The sequence below is a fragment of the Kribbella sp. NPDC049584 genome (assembly GCF_040675555.1).
Classification (GTDB): Bacteria; Actinomycetota; Actinomycetes; order Propionibacteriales; family Kribbellaceae; genus Kribbella.
The window spans coordinates 276,795-292,509 of the sequence record NZ_JBFAPF010000008.1 but is presented as its reverse complement, the minus strand read 5'-3'; the positions used below and the strand labels follow the sequence as shown (position 1 = coordinate 292,509).

The following is a 15,715-nucleotide window of genomic DNA, read 5'->3' as shown; positions in this document are numbered from 1 at the left end:
ACCATATGCCGCAGCAGTCGAATGCCGCCTCCGGCGGACAGAACGCCGCCTCCGGCGGGGTGGGGGGTGGTCGCACGGTCGTGGTCACCGGTGGTGCTGCCGGGATCGGACGAGGTGCGGTCGAGCGGTTCGTCGCCGCGGGGGATCGGGTGGTCGCACTCGACCGGGATGCCGCCGCGCTCGCCGCCCTGGGGGCCGAGCTCGGTGAGCTCGTGACCGGACGCGCCGTCGACGTCGCCGACCGCGCGGCTCTCGCCGCGATCGCCACCGAGGCCGGACCCGTCGATGCGCTGGTCTGTGCCGCGGGAGTCCAGCGGTACGGGACCGTCGTGGACACGCCGGGCTCCGTGTACGACGAGGTGATGGCCGTCAATGTCGGCGGCGTGTTCTTTGCCTGCCAGGCGTTTGTGCCGAAGCTGCCACGCGGAGGAAGCGTGGTGGTGGTCGCCTCCGTCCAGGCGTATGCGGCGCAGAAAAGCGTGGCGGCGTACTCCATGGGCAAGGGCGCGCTGCTCAGTCTCGTGCGGGCGATGGCTGTGGACCACGCCGAGGAAGGGATCCGGGTGAACGCGGTCTGTCCGGGATCGGTGGACACTCCCATGCTGCGCACGTCCGCGGCGCAGTTCGGCGGTGGGCGGTCGACCGATGACGTGGTCGCCGAATGGGGACGATCGCATCCGCTCGGTCGTGTCGCGACCCCGGGAGAAGTTGCCGAGGTCATCTATTTCCTGGCGTCGCCGGCCGCGTCGTTCATGACCGGTGCGGACGTCAAGGTCGATGGTGGATTGACCGCCGGCCTGCCCGTCGTACTGCCGGAGGACGCGAAGTGAAGATCGTCGACGTACGCGCGACCACGGTCACCGTGCCGCTCGAGGCACCGCTACGGCACAGCAACGGGGCGCACTGGGGACGCTTCGTACGGACCGTGGTGGAGGTCGAGGCCGACAACGGGCTGATCGGCCTGGGCGAGATGGGCGGCGGCGGGCAGAGCGCGGAGGCCGCGGTCGCCGGGTTGAAGCCGTACCTGCTCGGGCACGACCCGGCACGCACCGAGGCCTTGCGCTGGATGCTCGCCAACCCGACCGCGAGCCTGTACAACAACCGCACTCAGTTGCTCGCGGCAATCGAATTCGCCTGCCTGGATCTGCAGGGCCGCGAGCTCGGCGTCCCCGTGCACGAGCTGCTCGGCGGCAAGGTGCGGGACGTGGTGCCGTTCGCGAGCTACCTGTTCTTCCGGCACCCGAACGAGGACGGCACCGGCGAGATCCGGACCGCTTCTCAACTGGTGGAGCATGCTCGCGCGCTTGTCGACGAGCACGGGTTCAGCGTGCACAAGCTGAAGGGCGGCGTGTTCCCTCCGGACTATGAGCGGGAGTGCTTCCGCGCGCTGGCCGAGGCGTTCCCGGGCCATCGTGTCCGGTTCGATCCGAACGGCGCGTTCAGCGTCGAGGAGGCGATCCGGTTCGCGCGCGGCATCGAGGACCTGGACAACGACTACCTCGAGGACCCGACCTGGGGCCTGAACGGGATGCGCCGCGTCCGCGAGAACACGCCGATCCCGCTCGCCACCAACACGGTCGTCGTGAACTTCGAGCAACTCGCCGCCAACGTGCGTGATCCAGCGGTCGACGTGATCCTCCTCGACACCACGTTCTGGGGCGGCATCCGGCCGTGCATCAAGGCGGCCGGCGTCTGCGAGACCTTCCAGCTCGGTGTCGCCGTGCACTCGTCGGGCGAGCTGGGCATCCAGCTGGCGACGATGCTTCATCTCGGCGCCGTCGTACCGAACCTGTCATTCGCCGCGGACGCGCACTACCACCACCTGCGCGACGACATCATTGCCGGCGGCAAGCGTCCGTACGTCGACGGTGCGATCGCCGTACCGGACGGGCCCGGGCTCGGTGTCGAGCTGGACCGCGACAAGCTGGCGGAGTACGCCGAACTGTTCCGCGAGCTCGGACCCTATCCGTACGACCGCGATCCGGCGCGCCCGGACTGGTACCCCCTGCTCCCGAACACCGATTGGGCCGACCCCTCATGACGATCCCGCGTTCCGCCGACCTGGCGAGCGACGTCCTGACCCACACCTACGACGACATGTTCAACCCGCCCGGGCTGACGAACTTCCTGGGCACGGCGCAGGTCGACCACGACGTCGTCGCGATCCGCAGTGTGAACTTCCCGCCGTACTCCCACGGCGACACGATCACCGCCCAGCTGTACGTCGACGGCCGGCTGGCACGCTCGTACGGCGGAACCGTAGACGTCGTGTGGCGGCCGGACTGCGTCGTTCGCTCCACCACCGTCGACGGCCTGCATGTCCGCACCACCACGGCCTGTGCACCGGGCCGCCCAGCCGTCGTCGTACAGGTGGAGGTGTCTGGCGCACCGAGCCGGTCGGTCCGCCTGGGGTTCGCACTGGAGAGCACGGCGACTCGCTCGCCGACTGGATGGTTGCGCCCTGAGCCTCCGTCCGAGCCCAACACGTTGTCAGTCGTCGGCGGTCGGGTTGTCGGCACAGGGGAGTCCGAATCGGCCGTGAGCCTGCAAGGTCTCGATGTGCCCAGCACTGTGGACAGGGGGATGCTCGATACGAGCCTGGTACTGGATGAGGCAGGGCGTGGGCGGCTGTCGTACGTGCATGTGCTGGCGGGGTCGTTGGAAGAGGCTGGGGAGCACTTTGACGTCTGTGTGGCCGACGTACCTGCGGTGATTGCGGTGGCGGAGAGCATGTGGGATGTGGCGATCGCGGACGCTTTCGACCCGTCCAGCGAGGGCTTCAGCGGGTCCTTGCCTGTCCTGGAGACGTCGAACGAGGCGCTGCAGAAGCTCTACTGGTGGGGCGTGCTGGGCGTCATCTGGTTCCGGCGGGACAACCCGGCCAGCGTGCTCGGGCGGACCTACGACACGTTGATGCCGAGGTACTGGCAGACGACGACGTTCATCTGGGACTACAGCTTGTCGTCGTTGACGCATGCGCTGCTGGACCCGGAGCCGATGCGCAAGCACATCGAGCACTGGATCGGCCTCGACACCCACAAGCACTTCGGCACCGAGTGGCTGACCGGCGGACCGGTCGGCTACTGGTACTCGGTCAACGACTTCGCGATGACCAGACTGGTGCGCGACTACGTCCGCTTCACCGGTGACGAGGCATTCCTCGACGCTACGGTCGGTCCGAAGGCTGTCGGCGAGCATGTGCACGACTGGGCGACCGCCTGGCGTGGTCTGCGCGGCGAGCACCCGCTGGCCGACTACGGCGGCATCGACAACCTGATGGAGTGCGTGAGCAGCTACGTGCACGAGGTCGCCAGCTTCAACGCTGCGAACGTCTGGTGCATGCGGGTCGCCGCTGAGATCGCAGATCGGTCGGGTGACTCCGATCGTGCCGCGTTGCTGCGCAAGGAGGCGTCGGCGCAGGCCGGCCACGTCAACGAGTTGTACGTCGAGGGCAAGGGCTTCTGGCACGCTCGGCAACCAGACGGGTCACTAGTTCCGGTGCGGCACTGCTACGACTTCAACCTCATCGCCACGACGATGCCGGACGACTTGTCGGAGTCGCAGTGCGCCGAGATGGTGTCGTTCTTCCAGCATGAGTTGCAGACACCGACGTGGATGCGCGCCCTCTCGCCGTACGACGCTGATGCTGCGTTCAGCGTCCGCCCTGACCACCAATGGAACGGTGCGTACCCGGCGTGGCCGGCGGATGCGGGTCGTGCGCTCTTCGCACTCGGGCGCGGCGACGTACTGCTCGACTGGCTGCCTGGGCTGGCGAAGACAGCCAACCAGGGTCCGTGCGGGCAGGCGCACTTCGTGGAAGAGGCGCAGCCGGCGATGGCCGGTGGAGCGGCCAAGTCCCCGCCACAGTTCCCGTACCTGATCGACTGGTCCTGCTCGTCGTCCGGCGCCTGGGTCAGCCTGGTCCTGGAGGGCATCTTCGGCATCGAGGTAGCTCTCGACGGCACCGTCACGGCAAGCCCACAGGTTGCCGAGCTGGACCCCGACGCGCGCCTCATCGGGCTCCGAGTCGCTTCGCAGACGTACGACGTGACCGCCGACGGGCTGGTCTGATTCAGCTGGGTGGCATGGCGATGGCCTCCAGGAGCGACTCCTGGGCGCCTTCGAGGTGGCGGCGGAGCTCGTCGACGCACTCGTCGAGCTCGCCCCGCTCGAGCAGCCGGATCAGCTTGCGGTGGGACGCGACCTGTTGGCGCGCGTCCTGCCGCAGGGCATCCACCCGGGCGAGCGCGAGCCGCGCCTCGCCGGTGATCGAGTCGGCGGTGGCGATCAGCCGCTCGCTGCCGGTCAACGCGACCAGACTGCGGTGGATCGCGAGGTGGGTCTCGGTCAACGCCTCCGGGTCCGCGCCGTCCTTGGCGGTCGCGGCGAATACCCGCATCGCCTCGCGGACCCGCTCCCGAGCCGCCTCGTCCGCCTCGAACCAGGCCCGGATCCCGGCCGACTCCAGCACGAACCGCGCCCGGCAGATGTCTGCCACCGCGTCGGGGTGCAGGATCGCGACGCTGACGCCCTTGTTCGGCTCGCGGACCGCGAGGCCTTCGGTGACCAGCATCGTCATCGCTTCCCGGATCGTGCTCCGGGCCACCCCCAGCGCTTCGGCCAGCGGCTGCTCGCGCAGCGGCGTACCGGGCTCCAGGTCGCCGGCGAACAGCGCGGCGCGCAGCGCGTCGACCACCCGGTCCACCGTGGTCGAGCGGTCCACCCGCAGCCGTTCGTACATGGTGTGATTCTCGTCCAGACCCGGTCCGTTGTCGCGCGCGACCCGGTTCGGGACCACCCCGGCCGCCGGCCTGTGGATAACTTCCGACACGATGACCCGGTTTTCGGGCAGCATTTCCCCCAGTGGCCGCCCCTCTTCGCGGACCGGCGCGGGAGTCCACTCGAGTGAGCGAGGAGCACAACGTGGGAGACAGCAAAGTGCTGCCGATCCTCGGCGCGATCGGGCTGATCCTGCTGCTCCCACTGCTGATCGTCCTGCTGATGCTGCTCGGCGTCCTGGGCGGGATGGACACGGCCGAGGCGCAGTGCGCCCAGCAGGCCCAGGAAACGAGCCTGTTCGGCTATCCGACCGACTCGCAGAAGATCGACGTCGACTGGACCTCGCCGGCGCCGGGCTTCCCCGGTCACGTCGGCTACGACTTCAAGGTCGACGAGGGCAGCAAGGTCTACGCGTCCAGCGACGGCAAGGTCGTCAAGGCCGACGGCGGCGAGGTCCGGATCCGGCGCGAGGACGTCGAGACGCGGACGAAGTACCTCAAGACCATCAGCGTGGCGCTGAACGCCGACGTCAAGCGCGGCGACGTGATCGGCACCTCCGGCACCGGCAACGAGATCGCGCCCGGTCTGATCGGCCCGCACATCCACTGGGAGATGTGGGTCAACAAGGCCGAGAAGAAGGACGATCCCGCCGACTGGGAGACCCAGAAGCCCGACAAGAACCCGTTCGAGCTCGACACGTCCGACTCCGGCGACAGCGGTTGCTCCTGCCTCAACGGCGACCTCAGCGGGGCGAACAACCAGCAGAAGGCGTTCAACTTCTTCGTCCAGAACGGATACACCAAGGAGCAGGCCGCCGGCATCGTCGGCAACATGATCAGCGAGTCCAGCGTCGAGCCGGGCCGCAAGCAGGGCACCGCCCCGGGCACCGTGACGAAGCCGGCCGACGTGCTCGGGTACTCCGGTGGCTGGGGCATCGTCCAATGGACGCCGGCCAGCAAGATGATCAACCCGTCCCGCGACGCCGGGGTCGGCGACGACGTCATCGGCTCACTGGCCTACCAGCTGGAGTTCCTGCACAAACAGCTCCTCGGCAAGCCGCCGCTGTCGGAGAAGGCCGCCGGCGACGCGGTCAAGGCCGCCACCAGCGTCGACGCTGCCGCAGTCGCGTTCGGCGGCCAGTTCGAGCGGTTCGCAGGGTACGAGAACCCGAACAACCCGCGGTACGCCGAGCGCAAGGCGAACGCCGAGCACGTGCTGAACACCTTCGGCGGATCGGCTCCGGCCGCCGGCAAGGGTGGAGGCGACGACCCCAGCGGTTGCGGCGCCGGCAGCGGCAACATCGCCGCGGTCGCAAAGAACCTGGCCTGGCCGGACAGCGGCAAGAATCACTGGGGTACGTCCGCGAGCCTGGCGAAGCCGGAGTACGTGAAGGCGATGGCGAAGTACAACGACGGCGCGAGCGGTCAGGATCCGTACACCGACTGCGGGCGGTTCGTCGCGACCGTGATGCACATGAGCGGAGCCGACCCGAAGTTCCCGAACGTGTACACCCCGACCCAGCGCGACTACATGCTGAACTCGGGGAAGTACGACCACTGGACGTCGGAGCCACCCGGTGGGATGAAGCCGGGTGACATCCTGAACGGCCCCGGCCACACGTACCTGTACGTCGGTCCGTGGGGAGACAAAGAAGCGTTCAACTCGGCGGCCGGGTCACTCGGGCAGCACGTTCCCGCGGCGGACAATCTGTACGGCGTCGGTCCCGACGGATTCTGGGTCTTCCGGCTGAAGAGCGGGGCAACACCGACGACGACGCCGAAGAACTGAGTGAGGACGGATACAGCGATGCTTGAGGAGAACCGGCGGCCTTTGCTGATCGGCGTTGCCGCGCTGGCGGTGGTCGTCGTGCTGGTCGGCAGCATCCTGCTGTTCCGGGGCGGCTCGGAGACGAGCCTCACGGTGGAGTCGATCCCGAACGACCTCACGCTGACCATGGACGGGCACGAGGTTCCGGCCAACGGCGAGATCAAGGTGAAGCAAGGCCAGCACACGATCGAGGGCAAACGGAACGGATTCCAGCCGTACTCGATGACGTTCACCGCCGAGGGTGATCGGCAGAGCATCAAGATGTACCTCTACGCCAATAGCGCCGAGGGCAGGGAGTGGGCCAAGAACAACCCCGAGCAGGAGCTGAAGCTGGAGGCCGAGGCCGGCCAGCGGTTCGACGAGATCCAGGCCCGGCTCCGCCAGAAGTACCCGATCCTCAGCCAGTTGCCGTACGTCGGCGACGGCTTCGAGGCCACCTACACCAAGTCCAAGACCGACCCGACCAACCCGGAGGCGATCTCGGTCGTCATCGAGGTCTACGGTCCCCAAGGCAGGGAAAAAGCCGACCAATGGATCCAAGGCTATGGCTGGGACCCAGCCACCCTCGACCTGATCTGGACCACCGGCAAGTAGAAGGGGAGCTTCTCGCGGCGGGGTGGACCCGCTGCGGCGTCGGCGACTGGGCGATCGCACTCCTGTCCCCGGACGGTACGGCGGTCGCGCGTATCAGCCCGTTCGACCCGGCCAGCCCGTATGTCGCCGCGTTCTACCGCGAGGCGTCGTACACCGGCCAGGTCCCGCAGCTGTTTGCCCATCACCGCCTGGTCGGCGGCGGCGACCTCCAGCTGATGGAGCCCCTCAAGCCGGTTCCTGAAGCCGAAGCCGCTGAGTTCCACGACGCAATCGCCGCACGAGCACCCGAAGTCGCCGACCTCGTCGACGTGGTGCACCGCGTCCACAAGCGCGCCCAGGCAGAGCTGCCCTGGTGTGGACCGCTGGACGACAACCCGGACAACGTCATGCGGACCGCCGACGGACGACTGGTCATCGCAGACCTGTTCTCCGCCGACGGTCCGACGATCTACGCGACCGTCCTCTCGGACCCGGATCTCGTCGTCGCTCGGATCCCGGAGGCCGAGCGACGGTTCATGACCGAGATCCCGCTCGCCAACACGGGCGCTTGGGAGCCGGCGGTCCGGGAGTCGATGCGTGCTGGGCTGGCGGCTGCCGACGCGCGCTCAGGCCGGCAGGACTAGTTCACCGCCCGGGGTGGTGATGTCGGCCAGCGGGAAGTCCAGGGGGTTGGTCAGGCAGCGTGCCGAGCCGCCGCCCTTGTGGAACTCGGAGAGGTCGAGGACGACTACTCGCAGGCCCAGGTCGGTGAAGACGGCGCGAAGGCGTGGGGAGCAGGCCGGCATGATGATCGTCTCGTTCACGACGATGGAGTTCGCGGTGAAGGCGAAGGCCTCGTCGTCCGTCAGCACGATCGGGTCGGGGACGATGCCGGCGAGTTCGGCCTGGCTGGCGGCGTCGAACGCCGGCGGGTAGACCATCGCGTGGGTGCTGTCCACCGGGCAGAACGGCAGGTCCAGGTGGTACATACCCTCGTGCGCGATCCGCAGCCCGCGGACGCGGATGTTCCACCCGGTCGCGAGGTGCTTGAGCGCGTCGGCCTCGGTGCGCGGACCGTACCCGACGACCAGGCTGTCGCCGAACACGAACGCGTCCCCGGACTCGAAGTGCGGTCCGACGCCCTCACCGCCGGTCCGGTCCAGCTCGAAACCGTGCTCGTTGAACCACTCGGCCGCACTCAGCGACTCCTTGCGGCGCGGTTCGAAGCGCATGTGCGAGAGCATCGCGCGTCCGTCCGCGGCCGCCAGCCCGAGGTTCATCGCGTACACCATGTCGGGGGAGTCCTGGCGCTGCGCCAGTACGTCGACCTCGCCGCCGGCATCCACGATCGCCTGCCGCAGTGAGTCCCACTGCTTCAACGTCAGCGCCGGGTCCGGCTGGTCCTGCGTCGACATGTACGGGTTGATCACGTAGTCGATCCGGAAGTGGTCCGGCCGGACCATCAGATAGCGACGACCCCACCCCAGCGGCTGCCCCATGAACACCCTCCCTGACCCGATGAGATCCAGTGTCAGATCTCCTGATTGTCCGACAATCAGTCAGTTTGAGGCTCGGCGTAGCCGGAGTCAAACGGCGTGCGCGAGGTCGCTCGAAGGAGGGTGGTTCCGGCGTGAGGTAAGGACTAACCTGCGGGCATGACCCCTGACAACGAGGTTCGCTTTCGCGCCTGCCTGGACGACGTCGCGGCTTACAAGCCGGGCCGTCCGCCCGCGCGCACCGACGGCCGGCCGACGTACAAGTTGTCCAGCAACGAGAACCCGTACCCGCCGCTCCCAGGTGTGCTCGCCGCCGCGACCGAGGCCGCGGCCCAGATGAACCGCTACCCGGACATGGGCTGTGTCGAGCTGCTCGACGCGCTCTCGGCCCGGTTCGGCGTACCGGTCAGCGATCTCGCGGTCGGGACCGGATCGGTCGCGCTGCTGTACCACCTGCTGCAGGCCACGGTCTCGGAGGGTGACGAGGTCGTCTACGCCTGGCGGTCGTTCGAGGCGTACCCGATCGCGGTCCAGCTGACCGGCGCCACGTCGGTCCAGGTGCCGCTGACCGCCGACGCCCGGCACGACTTCAAGGCGATGGAGGCTGCCATCACCGACCGCACCAAGGTCGTGCTGGTCTGTACGCCGAACAACCCGACCGGCCCCGTCGTACGCCGCGACGAGCTGCTCGCGTTCCTGGACGTCGTACCGTCCAACGTGCTGGTCGTCCTGGACGAGGCGTACCGCGAGTTCGTCCGCGAAACGGATGTGGTGGACGGCGTCGAGGTGTACCGCGACCGGCCCAACGTGGTCGTGATGCGGACGTTCTCGAAGGCGTACGGCCTGGCCGGCTTCCGCGTCGGGTACGCGATCGGGCACCCGCCGGTGGTCGCCGCGATTCGCAAGTGCGCGCTGCCGTTCGGTGTCAGCTACGTCGCACAGTCCGCGGCGATCGCGTCCCTGGCTGTCGAGGAGGAGCTCCTCGAGCGGGTCGATGCGCTGGTCGCCGAGCGGACCCGCGTCGTGGACGAGCTGCGTGCCGCCGGCTGGGACGTGCCGGAGTCGGAGACGAACTTCGTGTGGCTCGACCTGGGCGAGGACACCGTCAAGTTCGCCGAGGCCGTCCAGGCCGAGGGCGTCTCGGTCCGCCCGTTCCCCGGCGACGGCGTCCGCGTCACCATCGGTGAGTCCGAAGCCAACGACATCTTCCTCGGCGTCGCCCGCGCTTGGCGCCAGTGACCGCGCTCGTTTGGATCTCCGGAGCTTCGGCCGGGATCGGCGCCGCCCTCGCCGCGGCGGTGCCGTTCCCGGACGCCCGTGTCATCGACATCTCCCGCCGGGGCGGTACGCCGAACCACCTGCGGGCCGACCTCTCGGACCCCGCCGGCTGGGCCGTTGTCGAAGAGCACTTCACGAAGGAACTGGCCGAGTACGACGGCGAGCACGCGATCTTCATCCACAACGCCGGCACCATCAGCCCGATCGGCCCCGCGGCTTCGGCTGATCCGTCCTCGTACACCCGTGCGGTCCTGCTCAACTCGGCCGCTCCGCAGGTCCTCGGCGCAGCGTTCCTGCGCGCGTCCGCCCACCTCACGTGCGAACGCCACCTGATCCTGCTCTCCTCCGGAGCAGCCAAGACCGCGTACGCCGGTTGGTCCTCCTACAACGCGGGGAAGGCGGCCGTCGAACACTGGGTCCGCACGGTCGGCCAAGAACAACCCGCCAACTCCCACGTGATCGCCGTGGCTCCCGGCGTGGTCGACACCGCCATGCAGTCCGAGATCCGCGCCACAGCCGAGGCGGACTTCCCGTCCGTCTCCCGCTTCCACGAGTTGAAGCGCTCCGGCTCCCTCACCACCCCCGAAGCAGCCGCCACCGGCATCTGGTCCCTCCTCACCCGAAACCTCCCCAACGGCTCCTGCGTAGACCTCCGCCACCTGTAACCGGCCGCGGGCACGTGGGGTGGAGTCCGCAGTACACAAAAGAGCGGCGCCGGGAGGAGTGAGGCTTGCTCCCGGCGCCGCGGTTGTTGCGTGTTGCTCCGAATCAGTCAACCCACCGAGGTGGCTGGTTCGGGTCCTGCATCACTGACCAGGGAGGGTCAGTTGTTCTGCTCGTTGCTCTGCTCGCAGGTCTTGAGCGAGTCGACGGAGTTGCCGTCGTTGTCCAGGCCGAGGATGCCGGTCGGGTTCGTCAGCGGCACGGTGCCGCCGATGCCCGTGGCGTCGATCTCGTTGTGGCAGACCTGCCACGGACCGACCTTGTTGTCGCTCACCGAGACAACACCGTTGCCGTCAGCCTTGTACCACTTGCGGTTCTGCTCGTTGCTCTGCTCGCAGGTCTTGACGGCGGTGACGCTGTTGCCGTCGTTGCCCCAGCCAACGATGCCGGTGATGTCCTCGGCCGGCACGGTGCCGCCGATGCCGGTGCCGGCACCGAAGTTGTGGCAGGCCTGGACCGCACCGAGGTCGTTACGGTCGATCGCGACCAGGGAGCCGTCCTTCTTGACGCCCCACCAGCGAGCGTGGCCCATGTCGTAGCCCTTGCTGGCCGCCGATGCCGCGTCGGCCAGGCCGGAGTCCTGAGCCTTCTTCTGCGCGTCGTCCAGAACGTTGGCGCTCACCATGGTGGCCAGGCCCAGGGTGGCGACGGTCGCCACTGCCGCAGCTGCGACGATCTTGCGAGTTACCTGCATTATGCCAGGTTTCCTTTCGGGTTTGACGGATTCGTCTTAGTGCTAACGACACCTGGCAGCACCGGTTACAAACTTTTTCGTCAACTTTTTCGCCGCAGGCGGGCACATAGGTCGACGGTGATGAGTTTCCTGACAAAGCAATCAATCCCGTGCTGACCAGGCAACTTACCAGCAACGGCACGGTCGGAAGAGCGAGCGGAAGTTGAGACAGAAGCACCCGTAACCGAGCCCATGGTGCGTCGTTGAGTCAGCGCGGGTGACGGATGCCCGGTGAATCGGGACATTGTTTCGGTGGGCTCGGTGGTCGCCGAATTGGCAATAGCACGATCTGCCGGAATATCGTTGGAACCATTGCCGAGTTTCGCGCCGTGTTTTTTCGGGGCAGGGTGCGACCGGCGTCAGACCCGCTGCCGCGCGCATCGGCAGCGGTGGGAGACCCGGGTCCCTCGTGGGCCCGGGTCTTTCCTTGTGCTCGGCTCTGTACTACGTCGTACTACGTCACTTCGCAGCGGGGCCTGTACTACGTCACTTCCGCCGGCGCTCCGACGTGACCACGAGGGCGACACCCACGATGATCACCGCGCCGCCGAGCAGGATCTGCCACGTCAGGCGCTCGCTCAGGATCAGCCAGCCCAGGAACACAGCCACCGCCGGGTTCACATACGCGTACGTTCCAACCAGCGAGATCGGCGCGTTCGCCAGCAGATACGAGTACGCCGTGTACGCAAGCAGCGAGCCGAACACGACCAGATACCCCAGCCCGATCCACCCCGACCCGTCCACGCGGTCGAGGTGCAGCCGCCCCGGCTCTCCCCGCAGTACGCCGAGCAGCACCATCGCCGTACCGCCGGAGACCATCTCGTAGAGCGCGGTGACCAGCGGGTCCCGCGGCAGGCCGAGCCGGGGTGCGAACCGCGAACCGATCGCCCAGCAGATCGTGCCGACCACGAGGATCGCGACCGACAACGGCTTCGCGCTCGTGTTGCCACCTGACAACGCCAGCAATGCCGCGCCGCCGAACCCGATCAGTACGCCGACCCACGTCATCGCGCGCGGCCGCTCACCGCCGCCCACGCGCAGCAACATCAGCCACAACGGGATCGCCGCGACGAGCAGCGCCGCCAGCCCGGACGGGACGGTCTGCTCCGCGATCGCCACCGCACCGTTGCCAAAGGCAAGCAGCAGTACGCCGACCGTCGCCGCGCCGATCGCCTCCTGGCGCGTGATCCGCAGCCGCTTCCACCCGGACTTCACGGCCAGGCCTGCCGCCAGCAGTACCGCCGCGGTCAGGAAGCGCGTCGCCATCCCCAGCATCGGCGGGATGTCCGCGTCAACGACCACCCGGATCGCCAGGTACGTCGAACCCCAGACGATGTACACGACCGTGAGCGCGGTCCAGATCATCGCGCCGGAGGCCGGACGGGAACCGGTCCCGACCACTGGGGCCGGAGCGGAGGCGGCCATCCGAGTCTCCTCACCTGTCAGGGGTGTCATGCAGGAACGATGCTTACGTTAGGACTCGGCGATCCCCCGCGCAAGGCGGTTTCCGGCCAGCAATCCGCTGTTTCCCGCCAGGCCATCGGCACCCGGCAGGGTGCGGCTACTGCCGTGATCGTGAGGAGAACGAAGATGCGGATCGCCGGAGTAGTCGTGACTGCGCTGACTGTGACGCTCGGGGTGCACCCGGCGTACGCGAGCGGGTCGAACGGGTCGAGTGGGTTGACGGGGGTGACCGCCGCCGCCGAGACCGCTCCGAATTGGGACGACGAGGCCGGCGGCGATGCGAACGCGGACGATCCCGCGATCTGGGTCGATCAGAAGAACCCCGGACGCAGCGTCGTTCTCGGCACGCTGAAGAACGGCGGGCTGACGGTCTTCGACCTCACCGGGAAGCAGGTGCAGCGGTTCGCCACGCCGCCTGCGCCGGAGGAGGGGCAGGAGCCGGGCCGGTTCAACAACGTGGACATCGTCGGGAATCTCGCCGTTGTCACCGACCGCGGCCGCGACCAGCTCCGCACGTACGCGATCAAGAACGGCCGCCTCACCGACGTGACCAGCGCCAAGGCCCCGCTCGTGTTCAGCAAGGACAGAGAAGAGGTGCAGGACCAGCGGACGGCGTACGGTCTCGCGGCGACCTCGATCGACGGGCAGCCTGTCGTCGCGGTGACGCGGCGGAGCGAGACCCGCGTCGCGTTCCTCCGGCTCGTCCCGGACGGCCACGAAAAGACGACATACCAAACCGTACGGTATGTCGATCTGCCCGCGAGCTTCACGCTCACCAATGGCGCCACGTGGTCGCCGTGCGAGGACCCGGGCGACCGGCCGCAGCTCGAGGGCATGGTGTTCGACCGCACCACGAACGACCTGTACGCCGCCCAGGAGGACGTCGGCATCTGGCGCATCCCGCAGCGCGGGAAGCCGGAATTGCTCGAGAAGGTCCGTGAGTTCGGCCAGAAGGCTGTCTATAACGAGCAGACCGAAGAGTGTGAGGCGGCCGGACCGGTCAGCCCGGACGCCGGGAAGCACCTCAGCGCGGACGCCGAGGGTCTGACCATCGCGTACGAGCACGGCCGGCGCACTCTGTACGCATCCAGCCAGGGCGACTCGACGTTCGCGAGCTACCGGATGGACGGACGCCGACTGGTCTACCGCGCCGGATTCGAGGTTGTCGATGGACCCGCGGCGGACGGCGTACAGCACAGTGACGGCGCCGCGGTGACCACCGAGCCGCTCGGAGCGCGGTTCCCGCACGGGTTGTTCGCCGTACATGACGGAGATAACACTCCGGGTGACGGCGACCGCGAGGGCACGAACTTCAAGCTGGTCCGGCTGGAGAAACTGCCCTGATCGAGACGAAGTTGTGACGCATGCCGTCGATGCGCCGGAAATCTGTAATATGAGCGCTGGGATGGGACCAGTGGGTGGACTGGTGTCTCATCCTGAGACCGTTTTCGGTACCGGCGTACCCGCCGGAGTCCAGACAGTTAGCGGATCAGGCACCTGCTCGGTACGGTGTCCGGCAAGATGGGAGTGAGACCGGTGAGGAGGTCCACTGCCTGCGGTGCATCAACCCCTGGAATCACGCGGACCAGCCTGCGAAAGCCTCATCCGGCGAAACGGGCCGGCCCCGTGCAACGTTGCGGTCGCGGCGATCCCGCGCTCGAACCCGAGGAGTGCATGTGAGTGAGTCGGTGCCGGGGACTCCCCCGGAAGTGTTCGCGCCCGTGGAGGCGCCGGTCAGTCCGCCCCAGGCCTCCGAGGAGGTCGAGTTCGTCCAGCTGCTGACGCCAGAAGGTGAGCGCGTCGAGCACCCGGACTATTCGTTCGACCTCGACGACGACGCGATCAAGGGCTTCTACCGGGACATGGTCCTGGTCCGCCGGATCGACTCCGAGGCGACCGCCCTGCAGCGCCAGGGTGAGCTCGGGTTGTGGGCGTCCCTGCTCGGTCAGGAGGCCGCGCAGATCGGCTCCGGCCGGGCGTTGAACGACAGGGACATGGTCTTCCCGACCTACCGCGAGCACGGTGTCGCGTGGTGCCAGGGCGTCGACCCGCTGCGGCTGCTCGGCCTGTTCCGCGGCGTCGACCAGGGCGGCTGGGACCCCAAGGACAACAACTTCCACCTCTACACGATCGTGATCGGCGCCCAGACGCTGCACGCGACCGGGTACGCGATGGGTCAGCAGCGCGACCACGCGATCGGCGACGCCGAGAACGGCGAGGCGACGATCGCGTACTTCGGTGACGGCGCCAGCAGCCAAGGCGACGTCAACGAGGCGTTCATCTGGTCCTCGGTGTTCAACGCGCCGGTGGTCTTCTTCTGCCAGAACAACCAGTGGGCGATCTCGGAGCCGATCGACCGGCAGACCCGGATCCCGCTGTACCAGCGCGCCGCCGGCTTCGGCTTCCCCGGCGTCCGCGTCGACGGCAACGACGTGCTCGCGACGTACGCCGTCACGCAGCAGGCGTTGAAGCGGGCCCGCGAAGGCAGCGGGCCGTCGCTGATCGAGGCGTACACGTACCGGATGGGCGCGCACACCACCTCCGACGACCCGACGAAGTACCGGCTCAACGAGGACCTCGAGCACTGGAAGCTCAAGGACCCGATCGAGCGCGTGCACGCGTACCTGGCCCGGCATGCCGGGGTCGACCACGACTTCTTCGACCAGGTCGAGGCCGACGCGGACAAGATCGCCGCCGAGCTGCGGGCCGGCTGCCTCGCGCTGCCGGATCCGGTGCTCACGGACTTCTTCAAGAACGTGTACGTCGAGGAGACGCCGCAGCTGGCCGAGCAGCGGGACCAGTTCGCCGCGTACGCCGCGTCGTTCGAAGGCGAGGGCTGAGC

General features: G+C 68.1%; 14 protein-coding genes. 10 read left to right on the top strand and 4 right to left on the bottom strand.

What is annotated here, in order from left to right:
• Window positions 1-5: 5 nt before the first annotated feature.
• Genes AB0J62_RS26800 through AB0J62_RS26790 form a run of 3 tightly spaced genes read left to right on the top strand, consistent with a single transcriptional unit; the run spans window position 6 to window position 4,071 of the window.
• Window positions 6-830: an SDR family oxidoreductase gene (locus AB0J62_RS26800; RefSeq protein ID WP_363876705.1), complete on the top strand. Its 825-nt coding sequence runs from the start codon at window positions 6-8 to the stop codon at window positions 828-830.
• A complete protein-coding gene (locus tag AB0J62_RS26795) occupies window positions 827-2,041 on the top strand; it encodes an enolase C-terminal domain-like protein (RefSeq protein ID WP_363876702.1) in 1,215 nt (404 codons plus the stop codon). The genes AB0J62_RS26800 and AB0J62_RS26795 overlap by 4 nt, the downstream gene beginning before the upstream one ends.
• Window positions 2,038-4,071, top strand: coding sequence for a hypothetical protein (locus AB0J62_RS26790; protein WP_363876699.1), 2,034 nt, complete (start codon window positions 2,038-2,040; stop codon window positions 4,069-4,071). Before AB0J62_RS26795 ends, AB0J62_RS26790 begins: the two co-directional genes overlap by 4 nt.
• Before the next feature lies 1 nt (window position 4,072).
• Here AB0J62_RS26790 and AB0J62_RS26785 read toward each other — a convergent pair whose 3' ends face one another.
• Window positions 4,073-4,741: a GntR family transcriptional regulator gene (locus tag AB0J62_RS26785; RefSeq protein ID WP_363876696.1), complete on the bottom strand. Its 669-nt coding sequence runs from the start codon at window positions 4,739-4,741 to the stop codon at window positions 4,073-4,075.
• A 182-nt stretch (window positions 4,742-4,923) separates the two neighbouring features.
• Between AB0J62_RS26785 and AB0J62_RS26780 the strand changes: the two genes are divergently transcribed.
• The 3 genes from AB0J62_RS26780 to AB0J62_RS26770 are packed head-to-tail and all read left to right on the top strand — an operon-like array spanning window position 4,924 to window position 7,823.
• Complete coding sequence (locus tag AB0J62_RS26780) at window positions 4,924-6,567, top strand: phage tail tip lysozyme (RefSeq protein ID WP_363876693.1); 1,644 nt, start codon at window positions 4,924-4,926, stop codon at window positions 6,565-6,567.
• An 18-nt stretch (window positions 6,568-6,585) separates the two neighbouring features.
• On the top strand, window positions 6,586-7,200 hold the full coding sequence (locus AB0J62_RS26775; RefSeq protein WP_363876690.1) for an S-layer protein: 615 nt from the start codon (window positions 6,586-6,588) through the stop codon (window positions 7,198-7,200).
• Window positions 7,137-7,823 (top strand): hypothetical protein, encoded by a 687-nt coding sequence (locus AB0J62_RS26770; RefSeq protein ID WP_363876687.1) that lies wholly within the window; start codon window positions 7,137-7,139, stop codon window positions 7,821-7,823. The genes AB0J62_RS26775 and AB0J62_RS26770 overlap by 64 nt, the downstream gene beginning before the upstream one ends.
• Here AB0J62_RS26770 and AB0J62_RS26765 read toward each other — a convergent pair.
• The gene (locus AB0J62_RS26765; RefSeq protein WP_363876684.1) at window positions 7,806-8,678 is read right to left on the bottom strand and encodes an arginine deiminase-related protein; all 873 of its coding nucleotides are present in this window, start codon (window positions 8,676-8,678) and stop codon (window positions 7,806-7,808) included. The two genes, AB0J62_RS26770 and AB0J62_RS26765, sit on opposite strands and share 18 nt — an antisense overlap.
• A 156-nt stretch (window positions 8,679-8,834) precedes the next feature.
• Between AB0J62_RS26765 and hisC the strand changes: the two genes are divergently transcribed.
• Together hisC and AB0J62_RS26755 are read left to right on the top strand one after the other, a co-directional pair.
• Window positions 8,835-9,914, top strand: coding sequence for a histidinol-phosphate transaminase (gene hisC, locus AB0J62_RS26760; protein WP_363876681.1), 1,080 nt, complete (start codon window positions 8,835-8,837; stop codon window positions 9,912-9,914).
• Window positions 9,911-10,618: an SDR family NAD(P)-dependent oxidoreductase gene (locus AB0J62_RS26755; protein ID WP_363876678.1), complete on the top strand. Its 708-nt coding sequence runs from the start codon at window positions 9,911-9,913 to the stop codon at window positions 10,616-10,618. Before hisC ends, AB0J62_RS26755 begins: the two co-directional genes overlap by 4 nt.
• Window positions 10,619-10,776: 158 nt before the next feature.
• Here AB0J62_RS26755 and AB0J62_RS26750 read toward each other — a convergent pair whose 3' ends face one another.
• Together AB0J62_RS26750 and AB0J62_RS26745 are read right to left on the bottom strand one after the other, a co-directional pair.
• Complete coding sequence (locus AB0J62_RS26750) at window positions 10,777-11,370, bottom strand: hypothetical protein (protein WP_363876674.1); 594 nt, start codon at window positions 11,368-11,370, stop codon at window positions 10,777-10,779.
• Between the two features lie 525 nt (window positions 11,371-11,895).
• Window positions 11,896-12,864 (bottom strand): EamA family transporter, encoded by a 969-nt coding sequence (locus AB0J62_RS26745; RefSeq protein WP_363876671.1) that lies wholly within the window; start codon window positions 12,862-12,864, stop codon window positions 11,896-11,898.
• A 120-nt stretch (window positions 12,865-12,984) separates the two neighbouring features.
• On the opposite strand from AB0J62_RS26745, the gene AB0J62_RS26740 reads away from it, so the two are divergent.
• Complete coding sequence (locus AB0J62_RS26740; protein WP_363876668.1) at window positions 12,985-14,217, top strand: phytase; 1,233 nt, start codon at window positions 12,985-12,987, stop codon at window positions 14,215-14,217.
• Window positions 14,218-14,594: 377 nt separating this feature from the next.
• On the top strand, window positions 14,595-15,713 hold the full coding sequence (gene pdhA, locus AB0J62_RS26735) for a pyruvate dehydrogenase (acetyl-transferring) E1 component subunit alpha (protein ID WP_363877024.1): 1,119 nt from the start codon (window positions 14,595-14,597) through the stop codon (window positions 15,711-15,713).
• Window positions 15,714-15,715: the final 2 nt, after the last annotated feature.

Coding starts and splice junctions, on each gene's coding strand:
- AB0J62_RS26785 (WP_363876696.1), bottom strand. CDS start 4,741: ATGTACGAACGGCTGCGGGTGGACCGCTCGACCACGGTGGACCGGGTG.
- AB0J62_RS26765 (WP_363876684.1), bottom strand. CDS start 8,678: ATGGGGCAGCCGCTGGGGTGGGGTCGTCGCTATCTGATGGTCCGGCCG.
- AB0J62_RS26790 (WP_363876699.1), top strand. CDS start 2,038: ATGACGATCCCGCGTTCCGCCGACCTGGCGAGCGACGTCCTGACCCAC.
- AB0J62_RS26800 (WP_363876705.1), top strand. CDS start 6: ATGCCGCAGCAGTCGAATGCCGCCTCCGGCGGACAGAACGCCGCCTCC.
- hisC (WP_363876681.1), top strand. CDS start 8,835: ATGACCCCTGACAACGAGGTTCGCTTTCGCGCCTGCCTGGACGACGTC.
- AB0J62_RS26775 (WP_363876690.1), top strand. CDS start 6,586: ATGCTTGAGGAGAACCGGCGGCCTTTGCTGATCGGCGTTGCCGCGCTG.
- AB0J62_RS26745 (WP_363876671.1), bottom strand. CDS start 12,864: ATGACACCCCTGACAGGTGAGGAGACTCGGATGGCCGCCTCCGCTCCG.
- AB0J62_RS26750 (WP_363876674.1), bottom strand. CDS start 11,370: ATGCAGGTAACTCGCAAGATCGTCGCAGCTGCGGCAGTGGCGACCGTC.
- AB0J62_RS26770 (WP_363876687.1), top strand. CDS start 7,137: ATGGATCCAAGGCTATGGCTGGGACCCAGCCACCCTCGACCTGATCTG.